This is a genomic window from Pedobacter sp. P26, assembly GCF_050632135.1.
Taxonomy (GTDB): Bacteria; Bacteroidota; Bacteroidia; order Sphingobacteriales; family Sphingobacteriaceae; genus Pedobacter.
The window spans coordinates 4,015,230-4,035,944 of sequence record NZ_CP192574.1 but is presented as its reverse complement, the minus strand read 5'-3'; the positions used below and the strand labels follow the sequence as shown (position 1 = coordinate 4,035,944).

14 protein-coding genes and 1 pseudogene are annotated in these 20,715 nt (G+C 39.8%); 12 read left to right on the top strand and 3 right to left on the bottom strand.

The window, feature by feature from the left end; translation table 11 throughout:
- Nucleotides 1–11: 11 nt before the first annotated feature.
- From ACQ86H_RS18715 to ACQ86H_RS18675, 9 genes and pseudogenes are all read left to right on the top strand, one after another.
- Nucleotides 12–398, top strand: a complete 387-nt coding sequence (locus ACQ86H_RS18715) for an STN domain-containing protein (protein ID WP_431292095.1) — start codon at nt 12–14, stop codon at nt 396–398.
- Entirely contained in the window at nt 374–3,601 is a 3,228-nt protein-coding gene (locus ACQ86H_RS18710; protein ID WP_431295429.1) for a SusC/RagA family TonB-linked outer membrane protein, read from the top strand. The genes ACQ86H_RS18715 and ACQ86H_RS18710 overlap by 25 nt, the downstream gene beginning before the upstream one ends.
- Nucleotides 3,602–3,612: 11 nt before the next feature.
- Entirely contained in the window at nt 3,613–5,010 is a 1,398-nt protein-coding gene (locus tag ACQ86H_RS18705; protein ID WP_431292094.1) for a RagB/SusD family nutrient uptake outer membrane protein, read from the top strand.
- A gap of 163 nt (nt 5,011–5,173) precedes the next feature.
- A complete protein-coding gene (locus ACQ86H_RS18700) occupies nt 5,174–7,066 on the top strand; it encodes a TlpA family protein disulfide reductase (protein ID WP_431292093.1) in 1,893 nt (630 codons plus the stop codon).
- Entirely contained in the window at nt 7,063–8,178 is a 1,116-nt protein-coding gene (locus ACQ86H_RS18695; RefSeq protein ID WP_431292092.1) for an alpha/beta hydrolase family protein, read from the top strand. The genes ACQ86H_RS18700 and ACQ86H_RS18695 overlap by 4 nt, the downstream gene beginning before the upstream one ends.
- Before the next feature lie 1,314 nt (nt 8,179–9,492).
- Nucleotides 9,493–11,199, top strand: a pseudogene (locus tag ACQ86H_RS18690) (SusC/RagA family TonB-linked outer membrane protein); the annotation flags it as partial.
- A 17-nt stretch (nt 11,200–11,216) separates the two neighbouring features.
- A complete protein-coding gene (locus ACQ86H_RS18685; protein ID WP_431292091.1) occupies nt 11,217–12,512 on the top strand; it encodes a TonB-dependent receptor domain-containing protein in 1,296 nt (431 codons plus the stop codon).
- A 43-nt stretch (nt 12,513–12,555) separates the two neighbouring features.
- Entirely contained in the window at nt 12,556–14,292 is a 1,737-nt protein-coding gene (locus ACQ86H_RS18680; protein WP_431292090.1) for a RagB/SusD family nutrient uptake outer membrane protein, read from the top strand.
- 11 nt (nt 14,293–14,303) lie between these two features.
- Nucleotides 14,304–15,494, top strand: coding sequence for a glycan-binding surface protein (locus ACQ86H_RS18675; RefSeq protein WP_431292089.1), 1,191 nt, complete (start codon nt 14,304–14,306; stop codon nt 15,492–15,494).
- A 594-nt stretch (nt 15,495–16,088) separates the two neighbouring features.
- Here ACQ86H_RS18675 and ACQ86H_RS18670 read toward each other — a convergent pair.
- The 3 genes from ACQ86H_RS18670 to ACQ86H_RS18660 form a co-directional block, all read right to left on the bottom strand.
- Nucleotides 16,089–17,243 carry a M23 family metallopeptidase gene (locus ACQ86H_RS18670; protein WP_431292088.1) on the bottom strand — a complete coding sequence of 385 codons (1,155 nt, stop codon included), beginning with the start codon at nt 17,241–17,243 and terminating at the stop codon, nt 16,089–16,091.
- A gap of 391 nt (nt 17,244–17,634) precedes the next feature.
- Nucleotides 17,635–18,009, bottom strand: a complete 375-nt coding sequence (locus ACQ86H_RS18665; protein WP_431292087.1) for a DUF4260 domain-containing protein — start codon at nt 18,007–18,009, stop codon at nt 17,635–17,637.
- A gap of 81 nt (nt 18,010–18,090) precedes the next feature.
- Nucleotides 18,091–18,684, bottom strand: coding sequence for a Crp/Fnr family transcriptional regulator (locus ACQ86H_RS18660; protein ID WP_138823068.1), 594 nt, complete (start codon nt 18,682–18,684; stop codon nt 18,091–18,093).
- Between the two features lie 220 nt (nt 18,685–18,904).
- Here ACQ86H_RS18660 and ACQ86H_RS18655 point away from each other — a divergent pair, with 220 nt between their 5' ends.
- From ACQ86H_RS18655 to ACQ86H_RS18645, 3 genes are all read left to right on the top strand, one after another.
- Nucleotides 18,905–19,225, top strand: a complete 321-nt coding sequence (locus tag ACQ86H_RS18655) for a response regulator transcription factor (protein WP_246862739.1) — start codon at nt 18,905–18,907, stop codon at nt 19,223–19,225.
- Nucleotides 19,226–19,856: 631 nt separating this feature from the next.
- Nucleotides 19,857–20,231 carry a ubiquinol-cytochrome c reductase iron-sulfur subunit gene (locus ACQ86H_RS18650; RefSeq protein ID WP_431292086.1) on the top strand — a complete coding sequence of 125 codons (375 nt, stop codon included), beginning with the start codon at nt 19,857–19,859 and terminating at the stop codon, nt 20,229–20,231.
- Nucleotides 20,232–20,286: 55 nt separating this feature from the next.
- On the top strand, nt 20,287–20,715 hold the full coding sequence (locus ACQ86H_RS18645; protein ID WP_138823070.1) for a thioredoxin family protein: 429 nt from the start codon (nt 20,287–20,289) through the stop codon (nt 20,713–20,715).

Genomic DNA, 20,715 nt, shown 5'->3' with positions numbered 1-20,715 from the left:
ACCAATACAAAATGAAAAAAAGATTTACCCGATTATTCGGTTGTATCTCTATGCTATTGATTATTGCTTTTGTACTGCCTTTAAAGGCACAGCAAACGGGGAATAGAATAACATTAGAAGCTGCATTAAATACCATTTCTAAGAAGTATAACACCAAGTTTGCTTACGAACATGATATTGTTCAGGGAAAAACCACATCTGCTGAAAGTGTAAAGGCGAAAAATTTAGATGAAGCACTGAAACAGGTGTTATACCCAAATAATTTATTGTTTTTATACGTGAGTGATGGAAATTATACCATTGTTACCCGTGATGAACGTCTTTTTACTCCGAAAAAGTTCCTGCCGGGCAATCAGTACCAGAAAATAACGATATCTACATTTCCGGAAAAGTTGTAGATGAAACTGGTAATGCATTACCAGGCGCATCCATTAAAGGCAACACATCTAATGCGGTAATCGCTACCGATGCAAGCGGGAGGTTCAGTATGCGGGTTCCGCCTGGAAGTACAATGCTTGGCTTTTCTTATATCGGCTATGAAAATTACAGTTACCCCATTGCGGGTTCGCAAAGTAACCTAAACATTGTTTTGAAAGTATCTACAGGTAATCAACTGAGCGACGTCAATGTAATTTCTACAGGTTTACAAAGGATATCAAAAGAAAGAAGTACGGGTTCAGCGGAATTGATTACGGCCGTACAATTGGAAAAAGTTCCGGTTCCGAATTTATTATACCGTATGGAATCAATGGTGCCTGGGGTTAAAATTAACATCAACGCTGGTGATAATAGTTTTCTATATGGTAACACACGCAAGTCGATAAATGGAGGCTCGCGTACCCGGGGTGCTACAGATTACAGCTTTTTTGTAAGGGGAAAGAGCACCATATCATCTGAAACAGAATCGTTGCCATTAATTGTTGTTGATGGTGCAATTACCGAAAATGATATTTCTGCGATTAATCCTAATGATGTAGCTTCTGTAACTTTCTTAAAAGATGCAGCTGCGGCCTCTATTTGGGGAACAAGAGCCGCTAACGGTGTGATGGTTATTACTACAAAAACTGGTAAAATCGGGCAAACGCCGGTAATCAGTTTCTCACTAAATGCATCAGTTTCAAATCATCCAAATTTGGGCTATTTAAGAACAATGAATGCGGCCCAGGCCATTGCTTATGAGCAGGAATTAGTGGCTAAAAATGTAATTGTTGCGCCACTTAGTACAACTGCTTACAGTACAAACGTAGCTGATGTAAGCGATTTGACCTTCAAACTCAGGGCAGGCACAATTACGCAGGCAGCATATAATAGTATGATTGAACAATATGCTACAAGAGATAGCAGGGATCAGATTGAACAATATTTGTTAAAACCTGCAACATCTCAAAACTATAACTTTTCAATAAGTGGTGGTAATAATTTCTCCAGCTATTTCTATTCGGCATCTTATTCAAAGGAAAATCCTTATGCAACAGGCAATAGCGGCGACCGCCTTACGGTTACTTTAAACAATACATTTAAGTTATTTAAAACTGCCACCTTAACTACAAATCTAAAAGGATCCTTTTTAAATTATAAAAATAACGGCGTTAGCTTAAGCAGTCTTTTTAATCCAAGCCTGGCAACATTTATGCCGTACAATCAAATTGTTGATAGTAACGGCAACCGTGTTTCTTACTCAAAAAAATATTATACGGGTTGGCTGAACACCCTATACCCAAGTGGCTTTCTAAATTGGGGTTACAATGCGCTGGATGAAATTGATAATGCTGATAATAGTCAGAGAGACAATAACTATTCTGCAAACTTCAATCTCAATGTACCTATTGTTAAGGGCCTTTCAGCCAATGCCTTTTTTAATACCGAGCGTAGCTTTACCACAAGTAGAAATTTTTATAACGATAATACCTATTACTATCGCGATTTTTTAAATGGATTTACTCCAATACCTACATCTGGCAAAGCGATTAATAGCTTGGGTTTATCTGGTGGAAGCGGGATTTACAATACAGGCAATGGAACTACGAATAATTACACACTTAGGGGGCAATTAAATTACGATACAACATTAGGTGCTGATCATCAGATCAATGCAATTGCTGGTTCAGAAATCAGACAAACACAGCAGGGTGAAAGTTTGTCTACGCTGTATGGCTATAATATGGGAACCGGTATTTCGCGTCCGGTAAATTTCTTTACACCGTATACAAATATTTTCGGTTTTACGAATAATTTGGGGGGCAATCCAAGTCAGCAGGATAAAACCCGAAGATACTTATCTTATTATAGTAACGGGGCATACACTTATAAATCTAAGTATACGGTTTCTGCAAGTGTAAGATATGATGATTACAATAACTTTGGAGTTGATCGTAAATTCAGAGCAACTCCGCTCTATTCGTTTGGAGGAAAATGGGATGCTGCAAGGGAATCATTTTTGAGGGATGTGAAATGGATTTCTAACTTCAGTCTGAGGGCAACTTATGGGGTGAATGGTAATATTTCGACTTCTATTTATCCATTTACAAATATTGCTTTGGGTGGGGTTGATAATACTACTGGTTTAAGTATTTCAAGTATCATCGCTCCGGCAAACCCTGAATTGCGCTGGGAAAAAACTTATGTTACTAATTTAGGCTTGGATTTCGGTTTTCTACAAAACAGAATTAACGGATCGGTTGAGGTTTACCGCAAGCATGGTACTGACTTGTTTTACAATTTTCCAATCAGCGGAACTTATGGTGTAATCAATTTAATACGTAATACCAGTGAATTAAACGGAAGAGGGGTTGACTTATCTCTTGGAGGTGTTTTTTATACGGCTAAAAATTGGGATATTAACGGAAGGTTGACCTACGCCTACAATACCAATGATGTGAAGGATACCCGATTTATACCTACATCGTCATTTTATTCAAATCCAGCTTACAGTACATTAATTGCAGGTTACCCAACAGATAAGCTTTTAGTTTATCGTAATGCAGGATTAGATGCAACGGGTATGACTTTAATTTACGATCAAAACGGAAATAAAATTGCACCAAATGTAAACTTAAACTCAATTGATGCCCTGACTTATGCCGGTAGATCAACAGCACCCCATTTTGGTAGTTATACACAATCTATCCGTTACAAAGATTTCACTTTAATGGCTGTTGCAACCTATCAATTCGGAAATGTGTTCTTAAAGCCTACAATCAGTTCATACCCTTCATCACGAGCGGGCGTAGTGTATGATTTAAGTGAGGATGTTGCCAAACGATGGCAAAAAGCCGGGGATGAGCAATTTACTTCGGTTCCTGGTGTTGCGGGTACCTTTGCAACAGTTAGTTTAACGCGCTACCAGCAATCAGATATTAATGTTTTAAAAGGAGATTATATTCGTTTACGTGAGCTTTCACTATCTTACAAGATACCTGTTGAGCGTATATCCAAAATGGTTAAGGGGGCAAATTTTGCATTTTCAGCTCGTAATATAGGCTTATTGTGGACGGCTAATAAGGAAGGAATAGATCCTGATTTTACCAGCGGATTAAGCTCCTCATCATTGGGTTTACCTGCAACAGTTTCTTATAATTTTTCACTTAATGTTAACTTCTAACCGAAACCAAAATGAAACCATTATATAAGCTATTTATTGTTTTTATTGGCGTCACGCTCATCACCGGATGCAAAAAATATGTCGATATTAAGACTCAAGGAAGCCTAGTTCCAAATCAGGCAATCAATTATCGCTACCTGCTAAATGGAACGAGTAATTTTGAATCTAATCCAAACCTGGCTGATCTTGCATCTGATGACATCAATATTGTTGATGCAGCCCAAATCAACTCCCTTTCTGGAAGTTTATTCTATGCTTTTTATATTAATTCTTACACCTGGAAACCTGTTATTTACACGTTGGGTACATTATATGAGCAAGACGATAACTGGAACCGAATGTACAATAACATTTTATATTGCAATACCATTATTTCGGAGTTACCCGCGGCAACAGGGACTGATGCAGAAAAAGCGGAAATGACAGCCGAGGCGAAAGTACATCGTGCCGATGCCTATCTGGCATTAGTTAATACCTATGCCAAACCCTATAATAGCGCAACAGCAGCAACAGATTTAGGTGTGCCACTAATCCTTACACAAACGGTTAGCCAAAGTTTAAACCGCGCTTCCGTCCAGGCGGTTTATAACCAAATTATCGACGACTTAACCAGTGCTATTCCTGCACTGCCAACGGCTCAGTCATATAATACCCTGCCATCAAAAGTAAGTGCTTATGGTGAGTTGGCCCGTTGTTATTTGTATATGAACGATTATTCAAACGCAAATCGTTATGCGGATTTAGCTTTGTCGTTACGCAATACTTTGAACGATTTAGGCGCATTAACCAGTGTGAGCAGTGCCAATTACCCCCGCCGCATTGTTGATCCGGAGATTTTATTATCTAAAACAGCTTTTGGTAATCCCTTTAGCTTTTCGCCAACAGCTTTAAGATTAAGTGATGATCTGTTAGCGGTATTAGGCACAACAGATCAACGATATGCTTTATTTACCGTTCCTGCATCAACTATATCATCAACTTATACAGGCCGCTATGGCTATAGAGAAGCCAGGATTGGGGAGGTTCGGAATGTTGGACCCAATGTGCCTGAAATGATGTTGATCAAAGCGGAATACTATGCAAGAAATAACGACGCCACCAATGCTATGCTTTGGGTGAATAACTTAAGGGTTAAGCGTTTTAAGCCGGCTGATTATGTTTTACTTACCGCAACATCTGCGGCTGATGCTTTGAACAAAGTGATTGATGAACGCAGACGCGAGTTTTTCTGCCGTATGTTACGCTGGTGGGATATGCGCCGTTTAAAAAGTGAAACTGCTTTCCAAAAAACTTATACCCGCACAGTAAATGGTACTACCTATACTTTGGCACCAAACAGCAATCGTTATGTCTTTCCGATAGCCGAATACCTGACCAATTTAAATCCTGAATTGGAGAAAAATCCATAAACACAACACACCATAATAAATTACTGCCGGGTGAAAGCCTGGCAGTAGATCAAACGCAGATGAAAAAACAAATAAAATCCCTTGTTGTGCTAAGTGTGGTCTTCCTTTTTTTAATACCACCTCAGCCCAAACAAAACCTAATTTTAGATCAGTTCCTGAAATTGTGAACAATGGCGACACGATTAAAGTTGAATATGATGCAAGTAAAACCTTGTTAAAAGGTCGTAAAGCTGTTTCGGCAGTAATGTATAGTTATCAGGATTATAAATGGTACGCCAAAGATATTACGTTGACCGGCTTTGAAAATAATTGGAGTGTTTCCATAATCGTTCCAAAAGATTGTGGTTTGCTGGCCTTTAAATTTAAGTCGGATACGCTTGTAGATAACAATCGCGATCAGGGATATTTTCTGATGATGCATGATAAGAAAAGGAAAGGTTTGATGGCGAAAGGAGCATACGCTGGCTGGGGATTGTCGCGATCGCCAAAATATGGAATGGATATACCAAATTATATAAAATTTAAAGGCATTTCTGACTCGGCGACCTACCATTGGTTAAACCAGGAAATTTCATATAATCAAGAATCGAAATCAGTTTTGGTTTATCCATACGCGCTCGCTGCTAAAGCAACCTTTAAAGATGATGCATTTCCCAGGTTACAACGGGTTTTAGCTTATCTGAAACGAGCTGAAGCAACAGAGAGCGATTTACTAAATGCCAGAAAGATTTTGTCGGGAATACTTCAGGATAAAACAACAGCCGATTCGGTTGATAAAGCACTGATGCAGAAATTCCCCAACGGCAGTTTAGCAAGATTAGCAGCTTTTAAAGCCATACCCAGAGGCAACGATATGAATGTAATGCTGGCTGGGTTTAAAAAGTTTTTAGCTGATTTTCCAGAGACCGGAACAAATAAAACATTTAATGAAGAGAATCGGATTAATTACGATGTCATTAAACAAAACATTATTATTTTTAGTAGCTACGTTGAAAAAAATTATGCTGACCTGGATAAATATTTAAATGGACTTTCTTTTGGAATGGTTAACTTTCTCTACTATAAAATTGTAGATATTCCATTGAAAAGAAAGGAAGTAGATGAAAAAACCTTACTTCAAATTTCGGAAAAGCTAGTGAAGAGACTGGAGTTTATCAGATCAGATAAGCCAGAAGAATATGGTTATTTATCTAATAAAGAATGGGTCGGAATGGTCAATAACGCATTGGCAACGCAAATTTCTACTGATCACATTCATCTTTTAAATCGTGCAGAAAAATACCCGGTTGCTTTAAAGTATGCCGGTATTGCACAACCCATTTTAGGCTATAAGAGCGCCGCATTTAATAATGAACTTTCCATAACACTAAATCATTTAAAAGAAAATAAAAGGCTCGCTGTGTTATTGGAAAGAAGCATTTATGAAAATCAGGCGAGTACAGAAATGATTGCTTTGTTGAAGTCTTCATATATAAAAGCCAAAGGTAGTGAATTGGGATTTGACACTTATCTTGAAGGTCTTAAAAACTCTACTGGAAGCAAAAAAATGCAGGCTGAAATATTAAGGCATAAAATTGAGGCGCCCATGGTAGATTTCGCCATGCAGGATTTGAAAGGAAAAATTGTGAAATTAAGTGATTTAAAAGGTAAAACCGTGGTGATGGATTTCTGGGCAACCTGGTGTATTCCCTGCAAAGCGTCTTTTCCGGGAATGAAGCTTGCCATTGATAGATATGCCAAAGACCCTAATGTGGTTTTCTATTTTGTAGATACTGAAGAAAGGGGCGACAGCTATAAAAAGGAAGTTTCTGATTATATTAAGTCAAATAATTACCCTTTCAATGTATTGTTCGATAATATGGCAGCAGATGGTAAAGCTACCGGCGAGGTTTTTGACAGATATTGTAAAGCATTTAAAATCTCAGGTATTCCACAGAAGCTTGTTATTGATCAAAATGGTATTATTAGATTTCAGTCAACTGGCTTCAATGGAAGCGCAACGCAACTGGCTGATGAGATTTCAATGATGGTAGATAGCACAAAAGCAATCAAATGATAAGCAAACTAATTTTTGGCTTTGCCCTGCTTTGTAATATGGTTTCGTTTGCGCAAACAACAAAAATTGTTTGCGACAGCGTAACATTTAAAAGTACAGATGGAAAAATTACTTTCGGAGGCACATTTAGTAAACCTGAAGGAAAAAAATCTTTCCCTACAGTTGTGATTGTTTCTGGAACCGGAAAGCAGGATCGGGACGGTACCATGGCGGGGCATAAAATTTTTCTGGAAATTGCCAGCTATCTTAATAAAAATGGCATTGCAGTTCTTAGAACCGACGACCGCGGAACAGGCAAAACTAACGGCACCTATGAAACTGCAACTACAAAAGATTTTGCCGACGATGCATTAGCTGCCATTGCCTATCTGCACACCAGAACGGATATTAATCGTGCGAAGATTGGTTTAATGGGGCATAGTGAAGGTGGAGCGGTAATATCGCTGGCAGCTGTGAGGAGCAAAGAGGTAAAGTTTCTCATCAGTCTGGCCGGATTGGCCATGGGCGGGTTTGATGCCCAGATCAAACAGAACGAAGACCTGGTTGCCCACTCGGCCTTGCCCGACTATGATAAAAAACGTTCGAATGATATCAATCGCATCATGTTTGAAACTGCATTAAGATATGCGAATTCTGATAGTATGGAAGTGAAGTTAAATGACGCTTACAAACGTTGGAAGTTAAAGGATGATATTTATTTCAAAACTTTAAATATACAGTTCGATCATTTCCGATTCCCGGTATATAGTTTTATTAACAACTCAACAGGGCCCTGGTACCGCTATTTTATTCAGTATGATGCCAAAAGAACCATAGCTAAAATTAAAGTGCCTATTCTGGCTTTAAACGGCGATAAGGATTTGATGGTAGCCGCGGATGAGAATTTGTCTAACTGGAAAAATTATTCTTTAACGGGAGGAAATAAGAAAGTAACCACAATGAAGTTGCCTGGTTTAAATCATTTGTTTTTAGCCTGTGTAACGTGTGATAATGCCGAAATTTCAAAAATTAAAACTGGTTTTTCTGAGGATGCATTGTTGATCATCAAAAATTGGATAAAAAAACGATTCAGTAATTCAGGTAATATTAAGATTAGTATAGTTAATGATTAGATCAATGGCCAGGATGGATATTCTGGCCTTAGTTTTGAAAGCGTTAACGAAATTATAATCATTATCCTGTCGGATAATTGGAATGTAGGGAATATTATGATCCAGATCAAATGATTAAGTTCAAAAAAATGGTCTTCTCAAATCCTGACTATCTATTCAAGATTTACTGAACAAATCACTTTGTTTTTCCTTCAAAAAGATCGGTAGTAACAAGTACTAAAACGAAAAGATTGGCCTAGTAACTTTTCAAAAACATATTCGCTTGGAAATGATATGAACCTCAATTCTGTTATTAATATTCCTCTAAAAGGCTACTACAGATATTTTCGTTCATAGCCGTCATCCCGAGACCTGTAGCGCAGCTGAAAGCTACGAAGTAAACCAAGCCCTAATGCGGGCTCATCAAGGTAATTTATTTCTGGAGCTTAATAGCAGGAAACATGAGGCCGTATCAAAAGTAAAATCTAGCAGTTGAGGCCGGAATTTAATTTTGCTCTGGGTCATTCTCGCGCAGATGGACCACGCGGTGTTCAGCGACGCTAATCTTAAATTGCTTTGCAATCGCATTAGAATTCTCAATTAAATTGGGGATGACGATGTATCAAAATATAATTGTTTAGCGGAGCCAGCTTAAATCTTTTTGATAAAGCCTTAAGGCAATCGCGCTAACTTAACGGCTTAAAATCAGTCAGTATGAATAAACATTAACCGAACTCAGGTTAATAACTTTTCAATGGCATTCTTCCTTGCAGTTGGCCTAATTAAAGAGATGTTAACCCAATATCTCCGTTAACTGGTTTTTGAATTGTCACCAAATCAACTTTGTCAAAGTGGAGAAAAGCAAATTTTAAATAAAAAATCGTTTATAATCATAGCTTGAGAGGCGGTATATGTTCATTTGTTGAACATTTGTCTTGTAATATTATTCAATTGTCGAAGCTTAGACGGATGTGTGTTTCTACTTTTGAGGCAGTAAAAGACAAGAAAAAATGCGACCGTCGGTATTTGCTTTCTTGCTCTCTAAATAACCAAATAGTTCGTCTGCCAAGTATGTAGTTGATATTAGCCCAAAATTTATAGTCTGGATTTGGATGGCGTATGAACAACCTGGTAGTTGATTTAAAACCAATTAATAATGAGAATGACTAAAATTTTTACTAAAATCCCCATTTTTATCGTTATCCTGCTATTCTCTTTGTCTGTAGCAGCGCAAGAAATTACGGTTTCAGGCCGTGTGACAGATAAAGCCGGGGGGCATTACCCGGAGTTTCAGTATCGCAGTTAAGCACTACAAAAGGTGCTACTACCAATCAGGATGGTGTGTATAAAATATCGGTTCCGCCAGGGGCTATCTTAAAATTTTCTTCTTTAGGCTTTGTTGCACAATTAATAACCGTAAATAATAAAAAGGTAATTGATGTGCAGTTAAAGGCGGACGTAAAGAACCTGGACGAAGTAGTGGTACAGGTGGGGTATTCCACGATGCGCAAAAGCGATTTGACCGGCGCTGTATCCTCTATCGGGTCGGACGTGTTTGCTAACTCAGTGGTCACTACATTGGATCAGGCCTTACAAGGGCGGATAGCGGGACTGCAAAGCACGATGAATTCCGGTGTACCCGGTGGCGGAAGTTCTGTCCAGATTCGTGGGGTTAATTCCATTAACAGCACCAACGAGCCCATCTATGTGATTGATGGGGTGATCATCAGCGGGCGAACAGGAAACAACGATGTTAACCCCTTGGCCAGCATCAACTCGAATGATATCGCAAGTGTTGAAGTTTTAAAAGATGCTTCGGCCACTGCTATATATGGATCTCAAGGGGCTAATGGAGTCGTGTTGATCACCATGAAAAAGGGAAAGAACGCCAGCCCTGTTCTAAGTTTTAATGCGAGGTATGGGCTTGAAAAGCTGCCGAAGCTTATCAATATGATGAACCTCAGCGAATACGCGCAACACCACAATGATTTTTCGGATGTGCTTGGTTATGGCCGGAGAGCAGACTTTAGTTTTCCGGAGTATCTTGGCGAAGGCACTAACTGGCAGAAAGAATTGTTTAAGACTGCACCTATGCAATCTTACGATTTGTCTGTCCGCGGTGGTAATAAGGCATCTACCTATAGCGTTTCAGGAGGTTATTTGAACCAGGATGCCATTGTGCTGGGTGCTAATTATAAAAGGTTTGTTTTTCGTGTAAATATGGATAACGAAATTCAGCCCTGGGCCAAAATAGGCGCTACGGTCAATGTTACTCAGGATAAGCAAAGCACAGCGATCTCCACATTCGGAGCAGTAGGTAATGCGCTGTTTCAAAGTCCGGCAGTTCCGATTCGTAATGCCGATGGTTCATTTGCCGGTCCAACTTCAGACCTTGATGCCAATACCCTTGGTTTTTCAAATCCGGTTGCGTTAGCGATGTTAAATACCCGGACCAGGGAGCGTTTTGATACCCGTGGTAATTTGTATTTGCAATTGCTTCCGGCAAAGGGAATCAATTTCAGAACCGAGGTGAATGTTGATGCCAACACAGATAATTTCCTGCAGTTTTTGCCGGCCTACCAGTTCGGCGCGTCAATCAAGGCCAATACAGAAAACAAACACGATAAAACGTATAACTTTTACCTGGGATGGAAGAATATCCTGAACATAGATAAATCCTTTGGTGCAAATCATCGTACAAGTTTAATGCTTGGGCAGGAGATGATCAGCAGGAGAGGCGATTACCTGACCGGGAGCCGTCAGTATGGCTCTAACGAACTTACAGGATTAGACGCAGGAGATGCTAATTACGCCACAAACAATGGAAGCGGATATAACTCCAGGCTGATGTCATTTTTTGGTCGTGCTACTTACAATTACAAAGATAGGTATTTGTTTACCGGAACGATGCGTTGGGATGGCTCGTCAAATTTTGCTCCAGGTCAGCAGTGGGGCGCTTTTCCATCGGCAGCAATAGCATGGCGTCTCTCTGAAGAGCCTTTTTCAAGTCGCTTAAGGGAACCATCAGCAACGCCAAATTAAGGCTTAGCTACGGTATTGTGGGTAACTCAAATGTAGCCGCCTTTGCCTATGACAGTAACCTGTCCAATATACGTACTAATAGTCAGGGTACCGGTTTACAAACCGCAAATATCTCAAATCCCAATCTAACCTGGGAAACTACAAAATCCTGGAATGCAGGTATGGACCTGACGATATTAAATAACCGGGTTGAACTGGTATTTGATTCATACATTAAAAAGACCGACGACTTGCTTCTTCGGTTAAGTCTGCCTGCCTTTACCGGTACATCTGACATTCCCGGCTCTGCGCAAGCACCCTGGTATAATATAGGCGCCCTTCAAAATAAGGGTTTCGAATTTACTGTAAATACAAGGAATATTACCAGGGATAACTTCAGCTGGAAAACTACGGCCATCTTTACCTATAACCGGAACCTGGTTACCCGCATGAATACTGCTACAGCGAGCATTCCAATGTACGATACGTCGAACGGAAAAAATATCATCACCTCTACAAGTGCAGGAAGTGCGGTAAGCCAGTTTTATGCTTATCAAATGATCGGGCGTATTAACTCCGCCGCTGACTTTTTGAAAGATAATGGCAATGGTACAAGCACAGTAATTACCCCAACTTTTAAATATAAAACCGGTACCATAATCAATAACAACGATCCAACGCTGATTACATCAACTTACATAGGAGATTTGCTGTTTGCGGATGTTAACCATGATGGTATTGTTAATGAGAGAGATATTACCAATGTGGGTAGCCCATTTCCGAATTTTACTTTTGGCCTTACCAACAGCTTTTCTTATAAGAATTTTGATTTCAGCTTTTTCTTTAACGGATCTGTTGGTGGCAAGGTATTCAATATCATTAGAAGCCGGACTGACGATCCCAGAAGTCTTTCCAATGTTAGTGAAATTGTAACCAACTATGCCAGATTAGGTTACAAAGACGGTAATTCGGCAAATACCAATATCTGGAATGTTTACGTGTTGCCGGGAGCAAACCCCAGTTTAGGCAGAATGTCTGTTCAAAACACGAATAATAGCATTTTTAGCGATAGTTATGTAGAAGATGCTTCTTATTTACGACTTCAAAACGTTTCACTAGGCTACAAGTTCCCTACCAAGCTTTTGGAAAAGTTCTTTATTAAAAGCGTACGTGTTTATACTAACCTGCAAAATGTCTTCACATTCAGTAAATATAGTGGGTATGACCCGGAAGTGGGTTCACTTAACGGTCAAAATATGCTCACTTATGGTGTAGATGGCGGTAGAATACCCTCATCCCGTTTTTACACATTTGGTTTGGATATGAACTTTTAACCCTTATTATCATGAAAAATAAAAATATACTTATTACACTTCTATGTACACTGGGGCTTACCTTTTTTCCGGATGTAAAAAATACCTGGAAGTGCATTCTGATACACAAAAGCAGGTAAGCAACTCTTTTAAAACAATTGAAGATCTTCGGGCAACCACGGCTTTCCTGTATGCAACGCCATGGAATAAATTTAATGATTATGCGCGAACCATTACAGAGGGGCGGGCAAATAATGTTTATGTTGATGGGGTTACGGGCACAATTTCTGCTTTAGCTTTATTTGCCGAAAATTCTAACTTTAACGAATTATTTCAAACCTGGGGATCGTTATATGTAGCGGTAACTCAAGCAGACTACATTATAAATGATTATGTACCATTGAGTATAACCAACGGTGTAGACGCAACACGGGCCAAAGGTTGTGAGGGAGAAGCCCGCTTCATCAGGGGCTATTCTTATTGGTATCTGGCTATGTTATGGCATGATGTGCCAATTATCGATGATCCAAGAAAATATGTACTGAATACGTTGCTGCCTCCTAATTCATTTGAAGATGTGCTGCAATATGCCATTAACGATCTGACGATTGCCGCTCAAACCCTGCCCGCTACAGATAGCAAAGGACGGGTAACCAAATACAGTGCAGAGGCTATGCTTGCCAGAGTACTGCTTACCGGTGCGGATTATGCTATGGGAGATCGGTTTTCAAGCGAATATTTAAAGCGAAATGGCGTAAGCAGCAATACGGAAATGGCACAGAAATATTTTGATTTGGCGAAGCAGTCTTGTCTGGACGTAATTAATCTGTCATCTTATAAAATGCTTGATAATTATGAAGATATATGGAAAGTACAAACAAATAACAATGCAGAAGTGCTTTTTGGCTATCAATTTTTACCTGGCGCTGCAGATTACGGCTTGGGAAATGTATTAAATAATCTTTCTTTTAACGGTGATGTGACCGGTAACCTTACCGGCGGAAGCAATGTATTTATTTCTTATGACCTGCTCCGGTTGCTGGTTCAGGACGGCGCGCAGTCGCGATTGCGCGGTAACGTTTTTATACCAGGGCAAAACTATGCCTACCTGGGTACACAGCTGGCAGCAGGCAGTTTTACAGTGCCATCTAATTCCAAAACCAAATGTAATATCAAAAAATTTGTTGTAGGAAGCAACAAAGATACCGATGGTGCAGCAGTAGCAGGAAACAGCGGTTTGGTATCACCCGCTTTACGGATGTCGGAAGTTTACCTGATGTATGCTGAAGCCATTATGGGGACTGCAACACAAACATCAGATGCAACAGCGCTGGAAAATTTCAATAAGGTTAGAAAACGTGCTTTTTACCTCAATCCAACAGGCTATCAGCCTTATACGTTAGTTACACGAAATGATTTATTATTAGAACGCCGTAAAGAGCTGTTTTATGAAATGACCTACTGGCCTGATCTTGTAAGGCGCTCGTTTTACGATATGGACTGGACACTTAACTTTTTAAACAACAAATTGAAAAACAGTGACCCAACAACCAGTTTTACAAACTACGCTTCTTATTCGTACACCTATGACCCGCCAAAGTTTCCTAATACAGCAGGCTGGGATAACTCTCCACGGGTTCAGGCTGGTTATATTTCACAGCAGGTGGTGCATAACGTTCCTGCGGGCTCTTATGTACATGCTATTGGGTCCAAGTCGAACATCTGGGCCTTACCTTATCCGGCCGCTGAAATTAATAGTGACCCCAATTTGAACGACGCACCTGTTCCTTACAAATTTTAAACTTTATAATTATGAAAAGAGCTATCGATATAAAATATTTTATTTGGGGGATGGGCATCATATTGCTTTCCTGTATTGCGCTGTCATCCTGTAAAAAACAAAACACAGCTGATATAAAGATTGACGGAGTATGGACTAATCAGTACCCGAATCCTACTGTGCAGATCAACATTTCTAATCTAGGCGCGTGGGTGCGTTTGCAAGGGCATGGTTTTTCGGGGCTGCGCGCAATCTATTGCAATGGCGTTGCTACATCTTTCTCGGCGGCAAATGTTACCGATAACAACATTATATTCTCTATACCAGCTGTCCTTCCAACCGGCGGCGATATTGCCGATACTACTGTACGGAACACCATCCGTATCGTTACGAAAAATGGTGAAGCAGTTTATAATCATTTTGTATTCCGGGATATAAATCGTATTCCTGCTATCAATGGCGTTTCGGCTACTATGCCGTTTCCCGGGGATATGGTGATTGTAAGTGGAAAAAATCTCAAGAATACCACTAAGGTGGAGATGCCGGGCAGTCTGGCCGTTTCAATAGCTGCGAAAACCGATACCACCATCGCTTTTACTGTGCCTGCCAATGTCGATATGAATAAAAGCGGCGCAATTAGCCTGACAATTGATGGAACTGTATACTCTACTCCTCCGTACATGTATTACAGGGAAGGGATGTTTATGGAAACAACAACCGATGCACAGGTACCTCAAACAGGAGGAACTGGTTATACCACAATATCAGGCGCTAATGTTGCGGCGGCTACCAAACTGGCCAATAATCCGCAAAATGTTATTGCTATTCCGGCAGCGGCTAAAGATATAGCGGTTGGCACAGGCAACGATGACAAGAACAATACAGGGTTTTTACGTTTCCAGATGGTTAAGGCCTTGCAAAAGGTGATTGATAATTCGGCAAATCAGATAGTGGCCACAACGCAGATGAACAACCTGGGTATCCAGTTTGAATTGTACATGAATCAACCCTGGACTTCGGGTGTAATCTCCTACAGGATGAATATTTCCAATGGGGGCGCTAACTCTTATACTTGCAACAATTTTAGCTGGTGGGCTGGTTTATCAACCGCTTCTTATAATTTTAATAACCAATGGCAAACCGTTACCATACCTTTAAGTTATTTCAAGGCTACCTCCGGAGGATCTTCCTTTAGGTACTTTGCAAAGCTATATCACGGATAACGCAAGTGTAAATTCGGGCGTGGCCTTTGTAAATTATTATCAAAATTTCCCTTCGAAAGCATTGCCGCAATTTCAACTCTTCATGGCGAACTTTCGGATTGTACCAATGGTTACAAATATTAATAATAATTGATGATTTCCGGCTGATCAGGCTGTGTCATTAACATCATTCGGGGTGGCTGTTCCGGCAATTCCGAATGATGTTTTCACATCCATTTGCGCTCATAGTTGAATTTGACCTGATGCTGGTATTTACTTTTACAAATTTTATTCCCCTAGCTTGATTTATTTGTTGTAAATATATACTTGCGATTTTTTTCTATTTTAATGCCTCACCGGTCAGATTCATGGTCGGTTTTTTAAAGGGTTGCTCGTTAAAAAGCAGCCTTTTTTTTATTTTCAGCAGATTATGGTTTAAGGCTTTTTCCGGGTATTTTGTTCTAATGGACCTACGAATTACGGAAACGAATGGTGCATCTTATCAAAGCCGATGTGAAATGGAAAACAACAACTGTTGTATTTTCTGGAGAACTGACAGCATTTTATCCTATAGCATTCATTCTTCCTGCAAAGGCTATATTATCTTCTTAAGTTTTATTCCCTGAAAGCAACAATTTCTTTCTCTTTAGGTAGTTCGTTGTGATGAACTTCAGTAAAACCTTGTTGAAACCCCAGGCGGTAATGATCAATTAAATAAGGTAATCCTTCTCCTTTAAGTAGCATAGGGGAAGTTGTAACCTCGAAATGCAGATGTGGCTCACGCGCATCTCCGGAATTGCCAATTTTGGCTAGTATTTCTCCTTTCCGGACATGATCTCCTGCTTTGACGCGTACACTGCCCGGCTGCAGATGCATATAATGCGCATATTGACCATTACCCAGCTCAATCACTATGTTGTTACCGGCAAGTTTCCCGAAAGTTAGTGGCACAGCAGGATGGAATTCTTTTCCGTGACCCGGAATATTATCAGGTAAGCCGTCATTTGCAGCGATTATTTTTCCGTCAGCAACCGCAAAAACCTGCTCGCCGTAACAAAAATAGGAATGTACATCACGCGGATTGCCGGAAAAAGACAGGCTATCCTTAACCTTTTTCCAGTCGATTGCAAATCTTCTTGAATTAACCGCCCGCCCGTTAAGGATAATAACGCCTCTCCGATGATGATTATCAACGCTGTTGCCAGGACCATCGGCTGCGATCCAATCGGTACCTTTTACGGGTGGCTTAAGTATCTGAAGTTTCCTTTTATGGGTAAAAATTACTGCCCCGTCCAGAGAGTCATTCTCTGTGATTACCCGATGTGTTATTTTGTCGGGAAAAGAAAGGGGATTGTTTAATTTTGCTTCAATAAATACGATGGCGCTCTGACCACCTCCAATAGTAGTAAGATTATCCTTTGAGCCATTTACACCTAAAATTTTGATCATGTTATGCAGTTGTAGCGTATCAAAAGATACAATGGGGCTGCTGTTTTCGTTATTTGTATCTCTTAATTCAATACCACGCAAACTTATTGCTGATGTACTGAAATTGGTTAAGTATAACTCGTATATCAGAAAAGATTTTTGTCCGCTTGGAAAAGAAGTCGGATCAGAAAGTACATGCATTTCCATCTGTAGCGGAAATGAGAAAGGTTTTGTGGTGGGAGTCTTTTTAGAAGGAAGGGTTTGTGCCACCGATGGCGCCCGGAATGAAAAAATGAGGATTACACATGTTATAAATGATAATATATGATTGCTGATTTTCATAAAATACAGTTTTATTATAAGACTTTTAAAAAGGTCTATATGTTACACAATAATGGGTGAAACCAATAGTGTAGGAATAATATTATCAGGCAATCCGATATTCAATGAGAAAACTATCCTGATATAAATGATATAAACAGGTTTAGAGATTTTTTTATAAGAAATTAATAAAATCCAGGTGTTAAAAGAAAAAAAGAACAGATGGTACCATATTAATTTAATTGGCCGGAAATTCTATAACATTGCTGCTGGTAAGTAACTGTTATCAGTTCCGCGACATTTTTGACTTCAACTCTGAATCAAGTTCCTCTGATGGGTATCTACAGTCAACAGACTTAAAACGGCCCATGAGCTTTAGCGAATGATCAGTAATGGATCTGTTCGTAGATTTTTAATTCTGGTTGTTTTCAGATTTGCCAATATGACCCAAATGGGTATAGTTGAAGCCGTTTTCAAGCTTTAATCCATATCCCAACAATCGGTCAAGACTGCTATGTCCGAGTAGTACCAATCCTGCTAGTTCGATATAAGGTTGGTGGAAAATATAACCTAATCCTGCAATAACGACTGCCAATAGCTGATGGTGAAAGATATTATAGGAGATTGCACCAGCTTTGTTATTAATCAGATAGCCCAACATACTCAGATCTGGCAACAGGAAGATCGGAAACCACATCCACCAGGAAATGTTAACTGGTAATGCGGTGATGAGTAGTAAGGAAATCAAAAATGGTACGATGGCTTCTGCCCTGATCAGTTTTTTCATGTTATTTATTTTTTGATAAGACAAATGTCATCAGTCCGGGCTTATCGGGACGTTAACAAAAGATAATAAAATTTTAAGGGCTTATTTTTTGCTGCTTACTCTTCGCCTGATACGACTCAGGCTAACCGGGCTTACGCCAAGGTAATTGGCAATTAAATGCTGTGGTATTCGTTCGATAATTTTATTTTTCTCCGATTTTAACAGCTCAGCGTAACGTTGCTCCGGAGATAAGACCAATAGCTTTACCATTCGGTCTTCCAGTCCTAATGCAATATATTCGGCGAGTTTTCTGCCAAAGCGCTCCCAGGCATGCGACTGCTCGAAAAGAGACGCAAGTACCTGATATGGAAAGGATAATAACTCGCATCTGGTTAAGGCCTCTATAGTCAGCTTCGATGGTGATGCACTCAAGGCACTAAAATAAGCGCTTACCAGTGCGTTCTCAAAATAAAAATAGGTTGTCCGCTCTTCACCGTCCGAAATGTAGTAATGTCTCATGTTTCCTTCAAGGATAAAACCTATATGCTTTTCCTTTTCTCCTTCCAAAATCCACTTTTCCTTTTTTTTTAAGCTGAGGTAACTGATGTGCGGGATTAACAGCGACCAGTCTTCGTCACTAAGGATTACAAAGTTTTCGATAGCAAATCTGAGGCGGGATAACTGACTTGTGTCCATAAAGCTAATTTAGAAGTTTTAGCTGATTTTAATTCAGGACGGACATGCATAATTTTTGCAAGCGGTAATTTACTTTTCTTTCAAGTTATTTTGGACACAGAATTTCGAATCAACTGTGAAAAAACCGTATCAGGCCATGTATCAAGGTTGTTAGCAGCTGTCATTTTGTTTTTGCATCAAACTTCAAGATGTCTTCAGTATCTTATGACATATTTGCGTATTGAAGATTCTCATTATCGAAGACGAACCTGGTTTGCAGCGCAGTATAGCACAATATCTCCTGTCGGAAGGTAATTTGTGCAGTATGGCCTCAACCTATATTCAGGCATTGGAAAGACTTGGGGCATACGAATACGACTGCATTTTGCTCGATCTTACGCTGCCAGACGGAGAGGGACTTCAGCTACTGAACTACCTTAAACGCATAAACAGGACCGAAGGGGTGATCATTATATCTGCGAGAAATTCCATAGACCAAAAGATAGAAGGTTTGAGTCTAGGTGCAGATGATTACCTGACGAAGCCGTTTCATCTTTCATAACTCAATGCCAGAATATTGGCTGTTGTTCGCCGCAAAAGTGCACAGGGAGAACGTCATATTGAATTTAATGAAATCAGGATAGATCTGGATGCAAAAGAGGTAATTGTAAATGGTAAACCACTGCGTTTTAGGTTTGGTAGTGCGATATGTTCTTTCCTAATTCTGTTTTTTTGATTCTCCTGCCACTTGGGATTGAGATCGTTCTTCGGTACAATCTGTGTATTTTGAAAGTAAGATAGCATATTGCCAAAAAAAATGACAACAAAAAATGTTAGGCCGAAAGATAAAGAAGCGGACTTTATCGCTATTCGAGCAGCATTTCCAACTGGAAGCCTGATTGCATAGTTTTCTTCTCCGTTTTTAAACTTTAACCATTAACAAATATTTAACAGATTTTGATTCAAAACTTCAGAATGTCTTCAGACTTTGTCTGTAGTTTTGTTACAAGCAATCGGTTTTATCCCCATTCCCGATGAAAGGATAGCCAAAGCCAACGGAACCCTAAAAGCTTTTTATAGATAGAATTTTTACACGATTTTATTCAGTTCATCCCCGTCGATCACGAAGGGCCATCCATCAGGATATTGACTGAATATTTTATTGCATTGCTCATTTTAACTATAAAAAGAATATGGACAGGAAAGATTTTCTTAACAGCATTGGGATGAGCGCCGCGACTTTCGCCCTGATCAACTGTATCGGTTGCAAAAAGACTGATGGCAGCAGTTCTGCAGATACCAGCGAGCCCACTGGCGTAAACTTTACGCTCGATTTAAGCCTGGCTGCCAATGCAGCACTGCTAAGCGACGGTGGGTCATTAGTATCAAATGGGGTTATCGTGGCCAAAACAAAGGCGGGGGCCTATATTGCCGTGCAGCGATCTTGTACCCATGAAAGTTATACCCTCACTTATCAATCGGCAAACAGCCGTTTTTACTGCCCCAACCATGGCGCAACCTTTTCTGAAAATGGGGCCGTAACCAATGGTCCGGCTTCACGATCTTAACCGTTTATAATACCCAGCTTACGGGTACAACCTTAAAAGTTTATTCTTAAAAATTATGAAACTACTTTTTGTTGCCCTATTGGGGCTATTTGCTATTCCTTTATCGTGGATGGGGAACTTTACTGAAGCGCAAAAACAGGCAAAGATTACACATAAGCAAATCCTGATTAATTTTTCAGGTTCAGACTGGTGCGGTCCCTGCATCCGCCTGCGCAAAGAGATTTTAGAATCCGAAAGCTTTGAACAATATGCCGCTGCCAATCTTTTATTGGTAAGGGCAGATTTTCCAAGGCAGAAGAAAAACCAGCTTCCAAAAGAACAAATTAAACTCAACGAATCATTAGCAGAAGTATATAACAAAGATGGTAAGTTTCCTTTTACTGTCTTGGTTGATGAAAATGGAAAGGTGCTCAAAAGCTGGGATGGATTTCCTGATGAAAGTCCGCAGGCTTTTGTTTCTGAAATTGATAAACTAAAAAAATAA